Consider the following 14,950-nt stretch of genomic DNA (forward strand, 5'->3'; position numbering starts at 1 on the left):
GCGATTATCGCCACCGCCGCAGGTGGCGCACAATGCACGCCCATAGACGACGCGGTGCAGCGCTCTGCGCCATAGGCACTGCCCACCCTGTCATCGCACTCACAGCCGGTTTTTTGCGGGTTGCACAGTGTGGGGCCATCCGCAAGCAGCCACGCAGTGAACAATGCCGCACGCCAACCGCTGTGCCTGTGGCCCACGATGGGGCGCACAGTTCTCCTTGCCCACCATGATCCGTTGCGCGCTGGCGCCGGGTTCGTGGCCTGAATTTATTTGTCTTACGCCATGCCATTTTCTGCCCTCGGTCTCTCTCCCGCCCTTGTTCAGGCTGCCACTGCCATGGGCTTTGTCGCGCCCACGCCTATCCAGACAGAGGCCATTCCGGCCATCCTGCGCGGCGCCGATGTCGTGGGCTCGGCCCAGACGGGTTCGGGCAAAACGGCGGCCTTTGCCCTGCCCCTGCTGCAACGGCTGCAAGCCGGAGCCACCCCGACGCCACGGCAGGTGCGCGCGCTGGTTCTGGTGCCCACGCGCGAGCTGGCGGCCCAGGTCGGCGAGGTGGTGCGCAGCCTGGCCCAGCACCTGCCCCAGCCAGTGAAAGTGGCCGTTGTGTTTGGCGGCGTTTCCATCAACCCCCAGATGATGGGCTTGCGCGGTGGCGCCGACGTGGTGGTCGCCACGCCGGGACGCCTGCTCGATCTGGTGGACCACAACGCGCTGCAGCTTGCCAGCGTGAACCTGCTGGTGCTGGACGAAGCCGACCGCCTGCTGGACCTGGGGTTTGCCGAGGAACTGCAGCGCACCCTGGCGCTGCTGCCAGCCCGGCGCCAGAACCTGTTCTTTTCGGCCACCTTCCCTGCGGGCGTGCAAACGCTGGCCGACGGCCTGCTGAACGACCCCGTGCGCGTGGCCGTGGCCGACACCCCTGCGAACGAACCGTGCATCGTGCAGCGCGCCATTGCGGTAGATGCCAGCCGCCGCACGCAACTGCTGCGCCACCTGGTGCAGGAGAACGAATGGAGCCGCGTGCTGGTGTTCGTGGCCACGCAATATGCCGCCGAGCATGTGGCCGAGAAGCTCTACAAGGCCGGCATTTTTGCCACGCCCTTCCACGGCGGCCTGAGCCAGGGCGCACGCAAGCAGGTGCTGCAAGAGTTCAAGGACGAGCGCTGGCAGGTGGTGGTGACCACCGACCTGGCCGCGCGCGGCATCGACATTGCCCAGCTGCCTGCGGTGGTGAACTACGATTTGCCCCGGTCTGCGGTGGACTATGTGCACCGCATTGGCCGCACGGGCCGCGCGGGCGAAAGCGGCGTGGCCGTGAGCTTTGTGACAGCCGATGCCGAGGCCCATTTCCGACTGATCGAGAAACGCCAGCACCTCACTCTGCCGCGCGAACAAATCCCCGGCTTCGAGCCCACCGAACTGCCGCCCGAAGGCACATCAGAGGGCACTGGCGGAATCAAGGGAAAGCGGCCCAGCAAGAAGGACAAGCTGCGCGCCGCAGCCGCTGCTGCACAAGCCGCAACAGGCCCGGATGGCGTGTGATCAGTCGGCGTCTTTGACGTTGCTGACGTCGAAGGTGTCGCCGCCCTCGCCTTTTTCGGCCACCTTGGCAGGACGGGCCTGGCGATGCCCGCCCTTGGCCAGAATTTCGACATAAAACTGCGCACCGCCTTCCCGGGCCACGCCGTCAATCAGGCCGATCAGGGCAGCAAGGTGCGCCACTTCGGCGGTTTCGGCCGTGCTGCCGAACTTGCAGTCGAAATCCCAAAAATCTGCCCCGGCGGGCACGGGGCGGCCGCGCTCACGCTTGATGTATTTGCGGATTTCATGCTTGACGGCATCCAGAACGCGGTCGCGGTTCTTGCCTTCAATGTGGAGCTGGAAAGTTTTCTTCATGGGTGATCGTACCGCCTGCGGCAGTGGCACCACCCCGGCCAAGGACTCCACGCCGCGCTGCACACGGCTTTCAATGCCTGCGGACCACCGCGGGGCAGCCCGCCCGGCCCCTCCATCAATAGTGGGGCGGCAGCTCGTCGCGCAGGTTGCGCGGGGCGCCGCCGCCCGCCTCTGGAAGCTGCTGACGCAAGCGCAGCAGTTCACGGGTGAGGTCGTCAATCTGCTGCTGCTGGCGATACACGGCCAGGTTCAGCTGATCAAGCAGATCTTCGGTGTAGCTGGCCTTGATCTCCAGATCATTCAGGCGGTGCACGGTGGTGGAGGAATCTTGCATGGCGCTATTGGAACCCAATCGGCGGTCCGTGGGCGCAATGCAGCCTATCGCCCATCCAGCGGATAGGCCGGATCGGTGTATCCCGGCGTGGACGGATGGCCCGGTGCCACCAGAGAGTCCACCAGCGCCTCGTCTTCTTCGGTCAGGGCGTAGCCAAGCGCGGGCGCGTAGTCTTGCCACTGCGCGAGCGTTCGGGGCCCGGCAATCACCGAATCCACCGCCCGATGGGCCAGCACCCAGGCCGTGGCAAACTGGGCCAACGTCACGCCCCGCTCGCGCACCTGCTTGTGCAGGGTCTGGGCAATCTCCAGCGACTCTGCGCGCCACTCGGTCTGCGCAATGCGCCTGTCACCCCGGGCGGCGCGCGAGCCCTCCGCCGGTGGCTGACCAGGCAGGTATTTGCCCGTGAGCACGCCCCGGGCCACGGGACTGTAAGAAGTGATCCCCACGCCATGGTGGGCGCAGGCCGGCAATATCTCGACCTCGGGCATGCGATTGAGCAGGTTGTAATAAGGCTGGCAAACCACGGGCCCGGGCATGCCCATCTGCCGGGCCAGGTGCACCAGCTCCGTGATGCGCCAGCCCCGAAAATTGGAAACGCCCCAGTAGCGGATCTTGCCCGCGCGCAGCATGGCATCAAGCGCCCGCAGGGGCTCCTCCAGGTTCATGCCGTTGTAGTCGCGATGCAGATAAAGAATGTCCACATGGTCGGTCTGCAGCCGCCCGAGGCTCGCCTCGACCTCGCGCAGCATCCAGCTGCGCGAATAGTGCGCCTCGTTCACGCGGTCCGACATCGGGTTGCCGAGCTTCGTCGCCAGCACCCAGTGGTGGCGCTGGCCGCGCAGCAATTCGCCCACCATGGTTTCAGAAGCGCCCTTGGTGTACACATCGGCCGTGTCGATGTAGTTCACCCCTTGGGCATGGGCATCGGCCACGATGGCGGCGGCCTCTTCACGCGGGGTCTGGTCACCAAACATCATGGTGCCCAGGCACAGACGGGAGACCTGGAGATTGCTTTTGCCAAGGTTGCGGTATTGCATGGAACGGGCCTGGAGTGCGGGTGAATGCGCGGAAAGCACCAGCCCGGCACCCGATACCCAGACTGGCAGCGCATGGTACTGCGGCAGGTGCCGCACCACCGCTTTGCGTTACAGCCGCGCCGCCAGCCGCGCCGCCTGGTCGATGGCGCGCTTGGCATCGAGCTCGCCTGCCTCCAGCGCGCCGCCAATCCGATAGGGCTTGCGCCCTGCAGCCTCCAACTCCTGCGCCAGACTGAACAGCGGCACCTGCCCCGCGCAGAGCACCACGGTGTCGCAGGGGATCCAGGTGGGGTTCTCGCGCTTGTCGCCGTAGGAGACAAGCAACCCCTCATCGGCAATGCGCTCATAGTTCACGCCGCCCACCATCTGCACCGCTTTCATCTTGAGCGTGGTGCGGTGGATCCAGCCCGTGGTCTTGCCCAACCCGGCACCCAGCTTGCCCTTCTTGCGCTGCAGCAGCGTCACATGGCGCGCAGGGGGCGTGACATGCGGGCCCGCTGTGGCCAGACCACCGCGCGCCTCGGCGGGGTCGGTGATACCCCACTCCGCCTTCCAGGCGGGCAGATCGAGCGTGGTGGAAGGGTGGTTGCCGTGCACCAGATACTCGGCCACGTCGAAGCCGATGCCCCCCGCGCCAATAACGGCCACGCGCTGGCCCACGGGCTTGCCGTGGCGCAGCACGTCGATGTAGCTCAGCACCTTGGGGTGATCCTGGCCGGGAATCTTCGGGTCGCGTGGCTCCACGCCGGTGGCGATCACCACCTCGTCATAGCCCGCCAGGTCATTGGCCTGCACGCGCTGGTTCAGGTGCAGGTGCACACCGGTGTCTTGCACCCGCGTGGCCAGATAGCGCAGCATTTCGTGGAATTCTTCCTTGCCCGGCACCACCTTGGCCATGTTGAGCTGACCACCGATGGCCGCTGCGGCATCGAACAAGTGCACCTCATGCCCGCGCTCGGCCGCCACCGTGGCAGCGGTCAGGCCTGCGGGCCCTGCGCCGACCACGGCAATGCGCTTGCGCGATGAAGGCGCGGTGACCGGCCGATAGACCAGCTCGGTCTCGTGGCAGGCGCGCGGGTTCACCAGGCAACTGCTGGTCTTGTTCTGAAACACATGGTCCAGACAGGCCTGGTTGCAGGCAATGCAGGTGTTGATGCGGTCGGCCCGGCCCTGCGCGGCCTTCTTCACAAACGCCGCATCGGCCAGCAGCGGCCGCGCCATCGACACCATGTCGGCGCAGCCATCGGCCAGCACCTGCTCGGCCACTTCGGGCGTGTTGATGCGGTTGGACGTGACCAGCGGCGTGGCGATGCCCGCCGCCGCAAACTCGGCCTTCATCTTTTGCGTGACCCAGGCGAACGCCGCGCGCGGCACGCTGGTGGCAATGGTGGGCACACGCGCCTCGTGCCAGCCGATGCCGGTGTTGACGATGTTTGCCCCGCCCGTGGCCACCGCCTTGCCCAGGGTGACGATCTCGTCCCAGGCGCTGCCGCCCGGCACCAGGTCGATCATCGACAGGCGGTAGATGATGATGAAGTCCGGCCCCACGGCCTCACGCATGCGCGCGAGGATTTCGACCGGAAGGCGCATGCGGTGGCTGTAGTCGCCGCCCCAGGCGTCGGTGCGCAGATTGGTGGCTTGCGAGAGAAACTGGTTGATGAAGTAGCCCTCGGAGCCCATCACCTCCACGCCGTCGTAGCCTGCCTCGCGCGCCTTCACGGCGCAGTTCACGAACGCGCGGATCTGGCGCTCCACCCCGCGTGCAGACAGCGCGAACGGCGTGAAGGGTGAAATCGGCGACTGCAGGCGCGACGGGGCCACCGCCAGCGGGTGGTAGGCATAGCGGCCCGTGTGCAGGATCTGCAGCGCGATCTTGCCGCCCGCACCGTGCACTGCGTCGGTCACCACCCGGTGGCGTTTGGCAGCACCCGATGTAGCCAGCGTGCCCGCAAACGGTTTGGCCCAGCCCGCGATGTTGGGCGCAAAGCCGCCGGTCACGATCAGGCCCACATCGCCCTCGGCCCGCTCGCGGAAGTACGCCGCCATGCGCGAGAGGTCGCGCCCATCCTCCAGCCCCGTGTGCATGGAGCCCATGAGCACACGATTTTTGATGGTGGTGAAGCCCAAGTCCAGCGGGGCAAGCAGATGCGGGTACAGGGTGGCGCCGGGTGCGGGCGGCGTGGGGGCGGAAGTTGCGGGCGTGGCGGTGGCGGTGGCGGAGGAATGCATGGCTTAACGTGATGAGTAGAAGGTTTTTCTAGAACTTTATTCTAGAATCCCGTTCCATGGCAAGCCGTATCACCCCTACCCTGTCCGCCCCGCCCTCCGAAGCAACCACCGACCGCCGCCAGGACATCCTGAATGCCGCGCTGGCCTGCGCGGTGGATGGCGGGGTGGATGCCGTCTCCATCGACGGCGTGCGGGCCCGCTGCGGGGCCAGCGTGGGCAGCATCTACCACCACTTCGGCAACAAGGACGGCATCGTGGCGGCGCTGTTCTTCGACATCTTTCACGACCAGTCGAGCCGCGTGCAGGCGCAGCTTGATGCCGCGCATGGTGTGGAAGCAGGCGTGCGCGCCCTGGTCACGGGCTATCTGGACTGGGTAGTGGCGCAACCCGAGCGGGCGCGCTTTTTATTCCAGGCGCGCAGCGCCGTGGCGGCAGGCCCGCGCACGCCCGATCTGGCCCAGGCTGCCAGCCGCCGCAACCAGGCCCTGGTGGCATGGTTCGAGCCGCACCGCCAGGCGGGCGCGGTGCGCAACCTGCCCTGTGAGCTGATGCCTTCGTTGGTGATGGGCCCGGTGCAAAGCTATTGCCGGGCCTGGCTGTCGGGCCAGGAGGGCCCGAACGCCCTGACCTCGCCCGTGCTCTACCGGCAAGAACTGGCAGCCGCCGCATGGCGGTCGGTGCGGGCGTAAAGAAACCGTTTACAACGCCTGGGCGAGGCGGGCCACGCCTTCGCGGATCTTGTCGGCATCGGCTGTGGCGAACGACAGGCGGAAGGTGGCGTGGTCGGGGTTGGCACAAAAGAACGGCGTGCCCGGCACAAAGGCCACGCCCTTTTCAATCGCGCGCTTGGCCAGCACGTTGCCGTCAGCCACCTTGCCGCCCGCACCCGTGAGGCGCGCCCACACAAACAGGCCGCCCTGGGGCTGCACGAACTCGATGGCGTCGCCCAGCTCCTTGCGCAGCGCATCGCCCATGGCCTGGGCGCGCTCTGCATACACCTTGCGCACGTTGGCCAGCCTGGCGGGCATGCGGCCGGCCTTGAGGTACTGCGCGGCCGTGGCCTGGGCAAAGGTGCTGGTGTGCGCGTCGCTGAACTGCTTGCACATGGTGGCCTTGCCCAGCAGCTCGGCCGGGGCAATCATCCAGCCCACGCGCAGGCCGGGCGACAGCACCTTGCTCAAACTGCCGCAGTGCACCAGCAGCTCTCGGCTGCCGGGCACAGTGGCCGACAGGTTCAGCAGGCTGGGCGGCGGGGCGTCGCCAAAGTACAGGTCGCCGTAGGGGTCGTCCTCGACGATCAAGGTGTTGTGCTTGACGGCCATCTCCAGCACCTGCTTGCGGCGCGCGAGGCTCAGCATGGCGCCGCTGGGGTTGCCGAAGGTGGGGATCAGGTAGACGAACTTGGGCTTGTGCTCGGCGATCAGCTTTTCCAGCTCATCGGTTTTCACGCCGTTGCCGTCGATGGGGGCACTGATGAGTTCGGCGCCATACAGGCGAAAGCACTGGATGGTGGCCAGGAAGGTGGGGCCTTCCACAATGACCTTGTCGCCGGGGCTGATGAGCGTCTTGCCCAGCAAATCGAGCGCCTGCTGGCTGCCGGTGGTGACGATCAGGTTGTCGGCAGCTACCTCTTTGGCACCCTTGCTGGTCATGAAGGCCGCCAGTTGTTCGCGCAGCGGGTTGTAGCCTTCGGTCGCGCCGTATTGCAGCGCAGCGCCGGGTTCTTCAGCGAGGGCGGCGTTGCTCGCAGCACGGATGCCTTCCACGTCGAACATGGCGCTGTCGGGAAAGCCGCCCGCAAAGCTGATGATGCCGGGCTTGCCCAGCAGCTTGAAGAGTTCGCGGATGGCGGAGGTTTCTACGTTGTTCAGGCGGTCGGCAAATTGCATGGACGGTGCTTTCAGTGGACGGGCAATAGCGCATTGTCGCCAATCGGCAGCCGCCAATTGCGGCTTTGCCGACGGCGACCCGCAAACATGCCGCGCCCGCGCCCTACACTGCCCGCCATGAAAACCGCGCAGATCGAACCCTTTTTTGCCACACTGAAGGCGGCCAACCCGCTGCCCAACACCGAACTTGAATACACCACGGTGTTCGAGCTGCTGGCCGCCGTGCTGCTAAGCGCGCAGGCCACCGATGTGGGCGTGAACAAGGCCACGCGCAAGCTGTTTCCGGTGGCAGGCACGCCGCAGGCCATCATGGATCTGGGGCAGGGCGGCCTGGAGGGCTACATCAAGACCATCGGCCTCTACAAAAGCAAGGCGCGCCACCTGCTGCAGACCTGCCGCATCCTGGTGGAGCAACACGGCGGCCAGGTGCCCCGCACGCGCGAGGCGCTCGAAGCCCTGCCCGGTGTGGGCCGCAAGACGGCCAACGTGGTGCTCAACGTGGCGTTCGGCGAGCCCACCATGGCGGTGGACACCCACATCTTTCGCGTGAGCAACCGCACGGGCCTGGCGCCCGGCAAAAACCCGCTGGCAGTGGAGGTGCAGCTGATGAAACGCGTGCCCCCCGCCTACGCCGTCGATTCGCACCACTGGCTCATCCTGCTGGGCCGCTATGTGTGCCAGGCACGCAAGCCACGCTGCTGGGAATGCCTGGTGGCGCCGTATTGCGACTTTCAGCCCAAGACGCCTGCACCGCCACGTCCCTGATGGGCCAGGGCACCGCAGCGCGGGCAGCGGGCAAATGGCGCACTTTTGCCTGCATCTTTCGCAGTGGCGAAAGTGCTACAAATAATATAGCTGTTAGCGCTTTATACATAAGCGCTAGAGGCATATTTGGCTCATATTTCTGAATGACACCGTGCCAGCGCCAGCGTGAGCATGGCGCGTGCCTGTGCCACACCTCAGCGCACAGGCCCGCCGGGCATCCGATGCTCTGGCCGCAGCAAGGCCGCAAACTCCACGGCAGCGCGGCTGCGTGAGGCGCCACGGCGCCACAAGATGCCGGCGTGGCGCACCATCTGCGGCGAATGCAGCTGGATGGCCTGCATGTCTGGCGCCTGGCGCGCGGCGCGTTCGGGCACGATGCAGGCCAGCTCCCCCCAGCGGCACACGTCGATCAGGCCCTCCACCGACTCCATCTCCACCCGCACCCAGGGCTGCACGCCGGCCTCGCGCAGGCTGTCGTCAATCAGGCGGCGCGTGGCAAAAGCGCGCGGCAGCATGGCCAGGGGCACTTGCGCCAGGCCCTTGAGCGCCAGGCTGCGGCGGCGCGCCAGCGGGTGGGCGCGGTTCACCACCAGCTGCATGCGCTCCTCGAACAGGGGTTCGGTCTCGATCTCCTCACGCTGCGTGGGGTGAAAGGCAATGCCCACGTCCAGCAAGCCCTCTACCAGCTGCTCCTCGATGGGCCCGGCGCGCAGGTCGCGCACCACGATGTTCACCCTGGGATACGCCATGCTGAAGGCCGCCACCGTGGCCGGCACCAGGGTGTGCAAAAAGGTGGGAATGACGCCCACGGTGAGCGTGCCCGACTGCAACCCCGTCATGTCAGCCAGCGCCATGCGTCCGGCCTCGATCTCCTGCAAGGCGCGGGCGGCATGCACGCGAAACGCCGCCCCCGCCTGCGACAGCCGCAGACCCCGTCCGAGCCGGTCAAAGAGCTGAATCTCCAGTTCCTGCTCCAGCTGGCGCAGACCATGCGACAAGGTGGACTGGGTGACAAACAGGTTCTGCGCAGACTGGGTGAGGTGCTCGGTCTGGGCGATGTCCAGGAAGTAGCGAAGCTGCCGTATCTCCATCAAAGACACCCCTTATTCGTTCGACAAAATCGAATGATAAGTCGCAAATAAATCATTGGAACGTCACACGGATTAAATCTAATCTTGCCTTTTTTCTGACTCCCTGATGGGCCAGCGAGTTGCCCCGGCCCAACCAACAAGGTACACATCGATGCATAGCCGCTTCACCATCGAACGCATGCAGGCGCGGATTCTGGACATTCCCACGATCCGCCCGCACAAGCTCTCGTTTGGCTCCATCAGCCGCCAAAGTCCAGTCATCGTTCAGGTGTGGCTCAAGGACGGCGCCACCGGCTTTGGCGAGGCCGCCACCATCGGCGGCCCCTCGTGGAACGAAGAATCGCCCGAGAGCATCCTGCACGCCATTCAAAACTACCTGGCCCCGGCCCTCGTCGGCCAGAACGCGGGCGGCTTTGAGGCCGCCCTGGCGCGCATGGACAAGGCCTGCAAGGGCAACGCCTTTGCCAAGAGCGCCGTGGAGATGGCGCTGATCGACGCCGTGGCCCGCACTCTCGCCCTGCCCGCCTGGCAATTGCTGGGCGGCAAGGTGCACCAGAGCCTGCCCCTGGCCTGGACGCTGGCCAGCGGCGATGTTGATCGCGACCTGCAGGAAGCCCACCTGCGCCTGGAACAAAAACGCCACCACATCTTCAAGATGAAAATCGGCGCGCGCGCGCCGCAGGACGATGTGGCCCATGTGTCGCAGATCGCGCGCGGCCTGCAGGGCAAGGCCAAGCTCACCGTGGACGTGAACCAAGCCTGGGACGGCAACACCGCACGCCGCTACCTGCCGCAACTGGTCGAGGCCGGCGTGACGCTGATCGAGCAGCCCGTGGCGCAGTGGAACGTGGAGGCGCTCAAGAGCCTCACGGCCACGCTCGATGGCGCGCTCATCATGGCCGACGAAACCGTCTGCACCCCGCAGGACGCCATGATGCTGGCGCGCGAAAAAGCCAGCCATGTGTTCTCGCTCAAGGTGGCCAAGCACGGCGGCCTGGTGCGCACGCGCAAGGTGGCCGCCATTGCCGAGGCCGCCGACATCGGCTGGTACGGCGGCACCATGCTGGAGACCTCGCTGGGCAGCGCTGCATCGGCGCATGTGTTTGCCACGCTGGGCAGCGCGCACCATGGCTGCGAGCTGTTCGGCCCGCAACTGCTGGTGGACGACATCGTCGAATCCCAGATGCCCATCGTCGACTTCGAGCTGCAACTGCCCGACGGCCCCGGCTTTGGTGTCGAGGTTTCGCTGGCGCAACTTGAACGCTTTGACCGCGCCCGCCAGGGCCTCACCGCCGTGCACGTGGACATGGCCGCACACACCCCCACCCCCGTTTAAGGAGAACACCGATGCTGTTTCTGGTACGTATGGACGTGAACATCCCGCGCGACCTGCCCGTGGAAGAAGCCAACGAGATCAAGGCGCGCGAGAAGGCCTATTCGCAAGACCTGCAGCGCGACGGCCGCTGGAAGAGCATCTGGCGCGTGGTGGGCGAATACGCCAACTACAGCATCTTTGATGTGGCGTCGAACGACGAACTGCACCAGCTGCTGCAAGGCCTGCCGCTGTTCCCGTTCATGAAGATCTCCGTCACCCCGCTGGCGCAGCATCCCTCGGCCATCTGAGCCACCTCTCACCACAAAACCCACGAGACAAACACCATGCACTCCAAACGCAATCTGCTGGCCTTGCTGGCCCTGGCCGGCCTCGGTATCACTGCCCACGCACAAGCTGCGGCTGCCGACTGGCCCAACAAGCCCATCCGCTGGGTGGTGCCCTTCCCGCCCGGCGGCGCCATGGACGCCATCGCACGCACGCTGGGCGAAAAGGCCGCCAAGTCGCTGGGCCAGCCCTTCGTGATTGAAAACAAGCCGGGCGCTGGCGGCAACATTGGTGCGGACTTCGTGGCCAAACAGCCGGGCGACGGCGACACGATGATGATCACGTCGATCGGCATGGCCACCAACAAGCCCCTGTACGGCAAGCTCAACTACGACCCGGTGAAGGACTTTGCGCCCGTGAGCCTGCTGGCCGTGGTGCCCAATGTGCTGGTCACCAACGCCACCCAGCCCGATGTGAAGACCGCCCGGGACGTGATTGCCGCCGCCCGCAAGGCGCCCGGCAAGCTCACCTATGCGTCGGCCGGCAACGGCACCTCCATCCACCTGGCGGGCGAAGTATTCACCTCGCTGGCACAGGTCGAGATGCTGCACATCCCCTACAAGGGCAGCGGCCCGGCCGTGTCCGACCTGCTGGGCGGACAGGTCAACTACATGTTTGACAGCATCACCTCGGCACGCCCGCACATCGAGTCGGGCAAGCTGCGCGCACTGGGCGTGACCACGGCCAAACGCTCCAGCACCCTGCCCAACGTGCCCACGCTGGCCGAGACAGGCGTTCCGGGCTACGAGGTTTCGCCATGGTTTGCCGTGTTCATGCCGGCATCCACGCCCAACTGGACGCCATGAAAGATCCCGAGGTGGTCAAGCGCTTTGAATCCATCGGCGCCGAGCCCGTGGGCTCCACCCCCGACGAGCTGGCCAAGCACCTGGCCCGCGAATCCGATCGCTGGACCAAGCTGATCACCGAGCGCGGCATCAAGCTCGACTGATTTCACCTGCCTTCACATTCCACCCCATCCCACCGAGGAGACATCCCATGTCCGAACTCACCCAAGCCCAACTGCTGGAACTGGTCAACACCAGGAAGATCGCACCCGGCAACGCACGCGTGCGCCAGCTCACCGAGCGCATCGTCACCGATCTGTTCAAGACCATCGACGAACTGGATGTGTCGCCCGACGAGTTCTGGGCCGCCGCCGGCTGGCTCACGCGCCTGGGCGCCGCTGGCCAGACGGGCCTGATCACCGCGGGCCTCGGTTTTGACCGCCTGCTCGACATCCGCGCCGACGAAGCCGACGCCAAGGCCGGCCGCACGGGCGGCACGCCGCGCGCCATCGAAGGCCCGCTGTTCGTGGCGGGGGCTCCGATGTCCCAGGTCGAAGTGCGCCTGGACGAGGGCGAGCCCAAGGGCGAAGTGTTCGTGATGGAAGGCCAGGTGCTCGACCTGAACGGCCAGCCTGTGCCGCACGCCTCGGTAGACGTGTGGCACGCCAACGAACAGGGCGGCTATTCGCACTTCTTTCCCGGCATGAAGCCGTACGAGCTGCGCCGCCGCATCGAGACGGATGCAAAGGGCCAGTACCGCTTTCGCTCGTTCCTGCCACCGGGTTACGCCATTCCCCCCAACAGCCCCACATCGGAGTTGTTCGAGGCCCTGGGCCGCCATGGCAACCGCCCCGCGCACATCCACTTCCTGGTGGCAGCCCCGGGCATGCGCACGCTGACCACACAGGTCAACATCCCTGGCGACACGTACATCGACGACGACTTTGCCTTTGCCACGCGCGACGGCCTGATCGTGGAACTGGAGAAGAACGTGGCCCCTGCAGGCTACGAGTCGCTGGGCATCAGCGCGCCGTTTGCCCGCTCCAGGTTCAACTTCGTGATGCAAAAGGCGGCCAATGAGGACGAAGCCCTGCCGCTCACGCGCATGGAGCGCGTAACCACCCCCGCCTGAACGGCCCTGCGTTCGCACCCTGCATGCCGCCCCCGCAAGTGGGCGGCATTTTTTTGGGCTGTCTGCGCCGGATGGGCCCAGCCACCCGTGCACCCGCGCCACCTGCCAGCAGCCAGCAGCCACTGCATAAATTCGTTCGCCCTAAAGGTGCATGCTGTCTATACTGAACGAAACACTTTCTTACACCGCAGCCCGCCTCAGCCTCCGCCGGAAGATGCAACTCGATCCGCGCTCCCTCATCGCCATGGGCGGCCTGATGTCCGCCATGATGGCGGTGGTGCTTTTGCTCATGCGGCGCAATTACCCGCCCCATATCCGCGGGCTGGACTATTGGGCTGCGGCCCCGGTGCTCTGGCTGGTCTCCACCGTGCTCTTCAGCGCGCGGGGCAAACTGCCCGATTTCCTGACCATGGTGATGGTCAACCAGGCACTGCTGCTGGGCGCAACGGTCTACTACCTCGGCAGCCGCCGGTTTCTGGGGCATGGAGGGGGATGGTCCGTGTGGGGCGGCGTATTGGCCGCGTCCACACTGGCATTTATGTGGATGACCTATGTTGCGCCGAGCTACACGCTGCGCATCGCCTCCTTCACATTGCTGATGACCGTGCTGTATGGCTCGCACCTGCGCTTTCTGTGGCGGCATGGGGCAAGAGCTTTCCCATGCGCCTGGTCCAGGTGGTACTGGCGACGCACATCCTGGTGCTGAGCACGCGGTTTGTCTCGGTGCTGATGGGCCGGGCGGGCAGCGACATCATGGAACCTTCGCTTTTCCAGACGGTGTACATCGGCGCCTATGTGCTCACGGTGCTGATGCTGTCCATTGGCGCCATCTTGCTGGCCACCGACCGGCTGCGCACCGAGCTGGAGCATCTGGCCACGCACGACTCGCTCACCCAGGCCTTGAACCGCCGCGCCGTCATGCTGGCGTGCCAGGTAGAACTGGACCGCGCCCGCCGCTATGGCCACGGGCCGTCGATCATGATGCTGGACCTGGACAACTTCAAGATGGTGAACGACACGCAGGGCCATCAGCACGGTGATGCGGTGCTGGTGCATTTCGCGGCCTGCACGGCAGCTGCCTTGCGCGGCGAAGACCGGCTGGGTCGCTATGGAGGCGAAGAGTTTCTGGTCTTGTTGCCCGACACCGATGCGCCTGCCGCCCGCAGTGTGGCGCAACGCATCCATGCCCTGCTGCAGGCCGGCCACCCGCTCGATTGCCAGCTCAGCATCGGGGTGACCAGCTGGCACGGCCCGGCGGACACCCTGGACGCCATGCTATCGCGCGCCGACGCCGCCCTTTACCAAGCCAAGGAACAGGGGCGCAACCAGACCTGCGTTGGTTGATCAGCTGCCATTTGGGAGCACCGCCTGGCGCGCCACGCACACGCGCACACCATGGCAGCCACCCCGCTAGCTATGCTATTGATAGCTACTAGCGCTTACCATATAAGCGCCAGAGGCCTAAATAGCTTAAATTTTCAAATCAACTCATGCCCGCGCCGCAGTGTGCGCGCGCAGCCACGCGGCAAGCTCTTCTTCTGGCATGTCGCCTGCGGCGACGGCGAGCATCGTCAGCACGCACGACGCGTCGTCGGCGTGCAGCGCCAGTCCATTGAGGCGCAAAAACAGCTCAGCCGCCACAAAGCCGGTGCGCTTGTTGCCGTCGATAAATGGATGGTTGCGAGAGATCCCGTAGCCATACGAGGCGGCCAGCGCAGCCGCGTCAGGGGGCGGCTCGCCGTAGGCCTGCAGGTGCAGGGGCTTGCCCAGCGCCGAGTCGAGCAAGCCGGCATCGCGCACACCCGCGCCGCCGCCGTGTTCAGCCAGTTGCATATCGTGGATGGCAAGGATGACGGCGCGGTCCAGCCAGACCCATTCGCGCGTCATTTGGCCAGCTCGTGCAAAACGGCGCGGCGCTCTTTCATGATCTCGCGCGCCACGCGCATCTGCGCTTCAAATTCAGGGTTGTGCGTGGTGATGCGCAGGCCGTCGGGGGTTTCGGTGACGTACAGCTCGTCACCTTTTTCGAGCTGCAGGCGCGCCAGCAACTCTTTGGGAAAGATGGCGCCGACCGAGTTGCCGATCTGGGTAAGTTTGAGGGTGTGCATGGTCGCTTTCGTAATAAC

16 protein-coding genes and 1 pseudogene are annotated in these 14,950 nt (G+C 65.8%); 9 read left to right on the plus strand and 8 right to left on the minus strand.

Annotation, left to right across the window (positions count from 1 at the left end; all coding sequences use genetic code 11):
- Positions 1–282: 282 nt before the first annotated feature.
- Positions 283–1,545 carry a DEAD/DEAH box helicase gene (locus tag B7Y64_RS06500; RefSeq protein WP_291325440.1) on the plus strand — a complete coding sequence of 421 codons (1,263 nt, stop codon included), beginning with the start codon at positions 283–285 and terminating at the stop codon, positions 1,543–1,545.
- Here B7Y64_RS06500 and B7Y64_RS06505 read toward each other — a convergent pair whose 3' ends face one another.
- The 4 genes from B7Y64_RS06505 to B7Y64_RS06520 form a co-directional block, all read right to left on the minus strand.
- The gene (locus B7Y64_RS06505; RefSeq protein WP_291325441.1) at positions 1,546–1,899 is read right to left on the minus strand and encodes a DUF6172 family protein; all 354 of its coding nucleotides are present in this window, start codon (positions 1,897–1,899) and stop codon (positions 1,546–1,548) included.
- A 115-nt stretch (positions 1,900–2,014) separates the two neighbouring features.
- Complete coding sequence (locus B7Y64_RS06510; protein WP_291325442.1) at positions 2,015–2,233, minus strand: SlyX family protein; 219 nt, start codon at positions 2,231–2,233, stop codon at positions 2,015–2,017.
- A gap of 44 nt (positions 2,234–2,277) precedes the next feature.
- Positions 2,278–3,273, minus strand: a complete 996-nt coding sequence (locus B7Y64_RS06515; protein WP_291328565.1) for an aldo/keto reductase — start codon at positions 3,271–3,273, stop codon at positions 2,278–2,280.
- A gap of 108 nt (positions 3,274–3,381) precedes the next feature.
- Entirely contained in the window at positions 3,382–5,502 is a 2,121-nt protein-coding gene (locus tag B7Y64_RS06520; protein ID WP_291323827.1) for an NADPH-dependent 2,4-dienoyl-CoA reductase, read from the minus strand.
- 56 nt (positions 5,503–5,558) lie between these two features.
- On the opposite strand from B7Y64_RS06520, the gene B7Y64_RS06525 reads away from it, so the two are divergent.
- Positions 5,559–6,191: a TetR/AcrR family transcriptional regulator gene (locus tag B7Y64_RS06525; protein ID WP_291323828.1), complete on the plus strand. Its 633-nt coding sequence runs from the start codon at positions 5,559–5,561 to the stop codon at positions 6,189–6,191.
- Between the two features lie 9 nt (positions 6,192–6,200).
- Here B7Y64_RS06525 and B7Y64_RS06530 read toward each other — a convergent pair whose 3' ends face one another.
- The gene (locus B7Y64_RS06530) at positions 6,201–7,391 is read right to left on the minus strand and encodes a PLP-dependent aminotransferase family protein (protein ID WP_291323829.1); all 1,191 of its coding nucleotides are present in this window, start codon (positions 7,389–7,391) and stop codon (positions 6,201–6,203) included.
- 117 nt (positions 7,392–7,508) lie between these two features.
- Between B7Y64_RS06530 and nth the strand changes: the two genes are divergently transcribed.
- Entirely contained in the window at positions 7,509–8,156 is a 648-nt protein-coding gene (gene nth, locus B7Y64_RS06535) for an endonuclease III (RefSeq protein ID WP_114654940.1), read from the plus strand.
- 194 nt (positions 8,157–8,350) lie between these two features.
- Here the strand turns inward: nth and cynR are convergent, their stop codons facing one another.
- Positions 8,351–9,247: a transcriptional regulator CynR gene (cynR, locus tag B7Y64_RS06540; protein WP_114654885.1), complete on the minus strand. Its 897-nt coding sequence runs from the start codon at positions 9,245–9,247 to the stop codon at positions 8,351–8,353.
- A 151-nt stretch (positions 9,248–9,398) separates the two neighbouring features.
- On the opposite strand from cynR, the gene B7Y64_RS06545 reads away from it, so the two are divergent.
- The 6 genes and pseudogenes from B7Y64_RS06545 to B7Y64_RS06570 all read left to right on the plus strand — a co-directional run bounded on the left by B7Y64_RS06545 (position 9,399) and on the right by B7Y64_RS06570 (position 14,168).
- Entirely contained in the window at positions 9,399–10,583 is a 1,185-nt protein-coding gene (locus B7Y64_RS06545; RefSeq protein WP_291323830.1) for a muconate cycloisomerase family protein, read from the plus strand.
- 11 nt (positions 10,584–10,594) lie between these two features.
- Positions 10,595–10,870, plus strand: a complete 276-nt coding sequence (gene catC / locus B7Y64_RS06550; protein WP_026435659.1) for a muconolactone Delta-isomerase — start codon at positions 10,595–10,597, stop codon at positions 10,868–10,870.
- 36 nt (positions 10,871–10,906) lie between these two features.
- Positions 10,907–11,856, plus strand: a pseudogene (locus B7Y64_RS06555) (tripartite tricarboxylate transporter substrate binding protein).
- A gap of 47 nt (positions 11,857–11,903) precedes the next feature.
- Positions 11,904–12,824: a catechol 1,2-dioxygenase gene (locus B7Y64_RS06560; protein WP_291323833.1), complete on the plus strand. Its 921-nt coding sequence runs from the start codon at positions 11,904–11,906 to the stop codon at positions 12,822–12,824.
- A 214-nt stretch (positions 12,825–13,038) separates the two neighbouring features.
- Positions 13,039–13,530 (plus strand): hypothetical protein, encoded by a 492-nt coding sequence (locus B7Y64_RS06565; protein ID WP_291323834.1) that lies wholly within the window; start codon positions 13,039–13,041, stop codon positions 13,528–13,530.
- A complete protein-coding gene (locus B7Y64_RS06570) occupies positions 13,485–14,168 on the plus strand; it encodes a GGDEF domain-containing protein (protein WP_291323835.1) in 684 nt (227 codons plus the stop codon). Before B7Y64_RS06565 ends, B7Y64_RS06570 begins: the two co-directional genes overlap by 46 nt.
- A gap of 144 nt (positions 14,169–14,312) precedes the next feature.
- On the opposite strand, the gene B7Y64_RS06575 is transcribed toward B7Y64_RS06570, so the two are convergent.
- Positions 14,313–14,711, minus strand: a complete 399-nt coding sequence (locus B7Y64_RS06575; protein WP_291323836.1) for a type II toxin-antitoxin system death-on-curing family toxin — start codon at positions 14,709–14,711, stop codon at positions 14,313–14,315.
- A complete protein-coding gene (locus B7Y64_RS06580; RefSeq protein WP_024815411.1) occupies positions 14,708–14,932 on the minus strand; it encodes an AbrB/MazE/SpoVT family DNA-binding domain-containing protein in 225 nt (74 codons plus the stop codon). The genes B7Y64_RS06575 and B7Y64_RS06580 overlap by 4 nt, the downstream gene beginning before the upstream one ends.
- Positions 14,933–14,950 lie beyond the last annotated feature (18 nt).

Source organism: Acidovorax sp. 35-64-16 (assembly GCF_002281195.1).
Classification (GTDB): Bacteria; Pseudomonadota; Gammaproteobacteria; order Burkholderiales; family Burkholderiaceae_C; genus Acidovorax; species Acidovorax defluvii.

What these genes read in the sequence shown, in the direction of transcription:
- B7Y64_RS06500 (WP_291325440.1), top strand. Translation starts at nt 283, where the DNA reads ATGCCATTTTCTGCCCTCGGTCTCTCTCCCGCCCTTGTTCAGGCTGCC.
- B7Y64_RS06505 (WP_291325441.1), bottom strand. Translation starts at nt 1,899, where the DNA reads ATGAAGAAAACTTTCCAGCTCCACATTGAAGGCAAGAACCGCGACCGC.
- B7Y64_RS06510 (WP_291325442.1), bottom strand. Translation starts at nt 2,233, where the DNA reads ATGCAAGATTCCTCCACCACCGTGCACCGCCTGAATGATCTGGAGATC.
- B7Y64_RS06515 (WP_291328565.1), bottom strand. Translation starts at nt 3,273, where the DNA reads ATGCAATACCGCAACCTTGGCAAAAGCAATCTCCAGGTCTCCCGTCTG.
- B7Y64_RS06520 (WP_291323827.1), bottom strand. Translation starts at nt 5,502, where the DNA reads ATGCATTCCTCCGCCACCGCCACCGCCACGCCCGCAACTTCCGCCCCC.
- B7Y64_RS06525 (WP_291323828.1), top strand. Translation starts at nt 5,559, where the DNA reads ATGGCAAGCCGTATCACCCCTACCCTGTCCGCCCCGCCCTCCGAAGCA.
- B7Y64_RS06530 (WP_291323829.1), bottom strand. Translation starts at nt 7,391, where the DNA reads ATGCAATTTGCCGACCGCCTGAACAACGTAGAAACCTCCGCCATCCGC.
- nth (WP_114654940.1), top strand. Translation starts at nt 7,509, where the DNA reads ATGAAAACCGCGCAGATCGAACCCTTTTTTGCCACACTGAAGGCGGCC.
- cynR (WP_114654885.1), bottom strand. Translation starts at nt 9,247, where the DNA reads ATGGAGATACGGCAGCTTCGCTACTTCCTGGACATCGCCCAGACCGAG.
- B7Y64_RS06545 (WP_291323830.1), top strand. Translation starts at nt 9,399, where the DNA reads ATGCATAGCCGCTTCACCATCGAACGCATGCAGGCGCGGATTCTGGAC.
- catC (WP_026435659.1), top strand. Translation starts at nt 10,595, where the DNA reads ATGCTGTTTCTGGTACGTATGGACGTGAACATCCCGCGCGACCTGCCC.
- B7Y64_RS06560 (WP_291323833.1), top strand. Translation starts at nt 11,904, where the DNA reads ATGTCCGAACTCACCCAAGCCCAACTGCTGGAACTGGTCAACACCAGG.
- B7Y64_RS06565 (WP_291323834.1), top strand. Translation starts at nt 13,039, where the DNA reads ATGCAACTCGATCCGCGCTCCCTCATCGCCATGGGCGGCCTGATGTCC.
- B7Y64_RS06570 (WP_291323835.1), top strand. Translation starts at nt 13,485, where the DNA reads ATGCGCCTGGTCCAGGTGGTACTGGCGACGCACATCCTGGTGCTGAGC.
- B7Y64_RS06575 (WP_291323836.1), bottom strand. Translation starts at nt 14,711, where the DNA reads ATGACGCGCGAATGGGTCTGGCTGGACCGCGCCGTCATCCTTGCCATC.
- B7Y64_RS06580 (WP_024815411.1), bottom strand. Translation starts at nt 14,932, where the DNA reads ATGCACACCCTCAAACTTACCCAGATCGGCAACTCGGTCGGCGCCATC.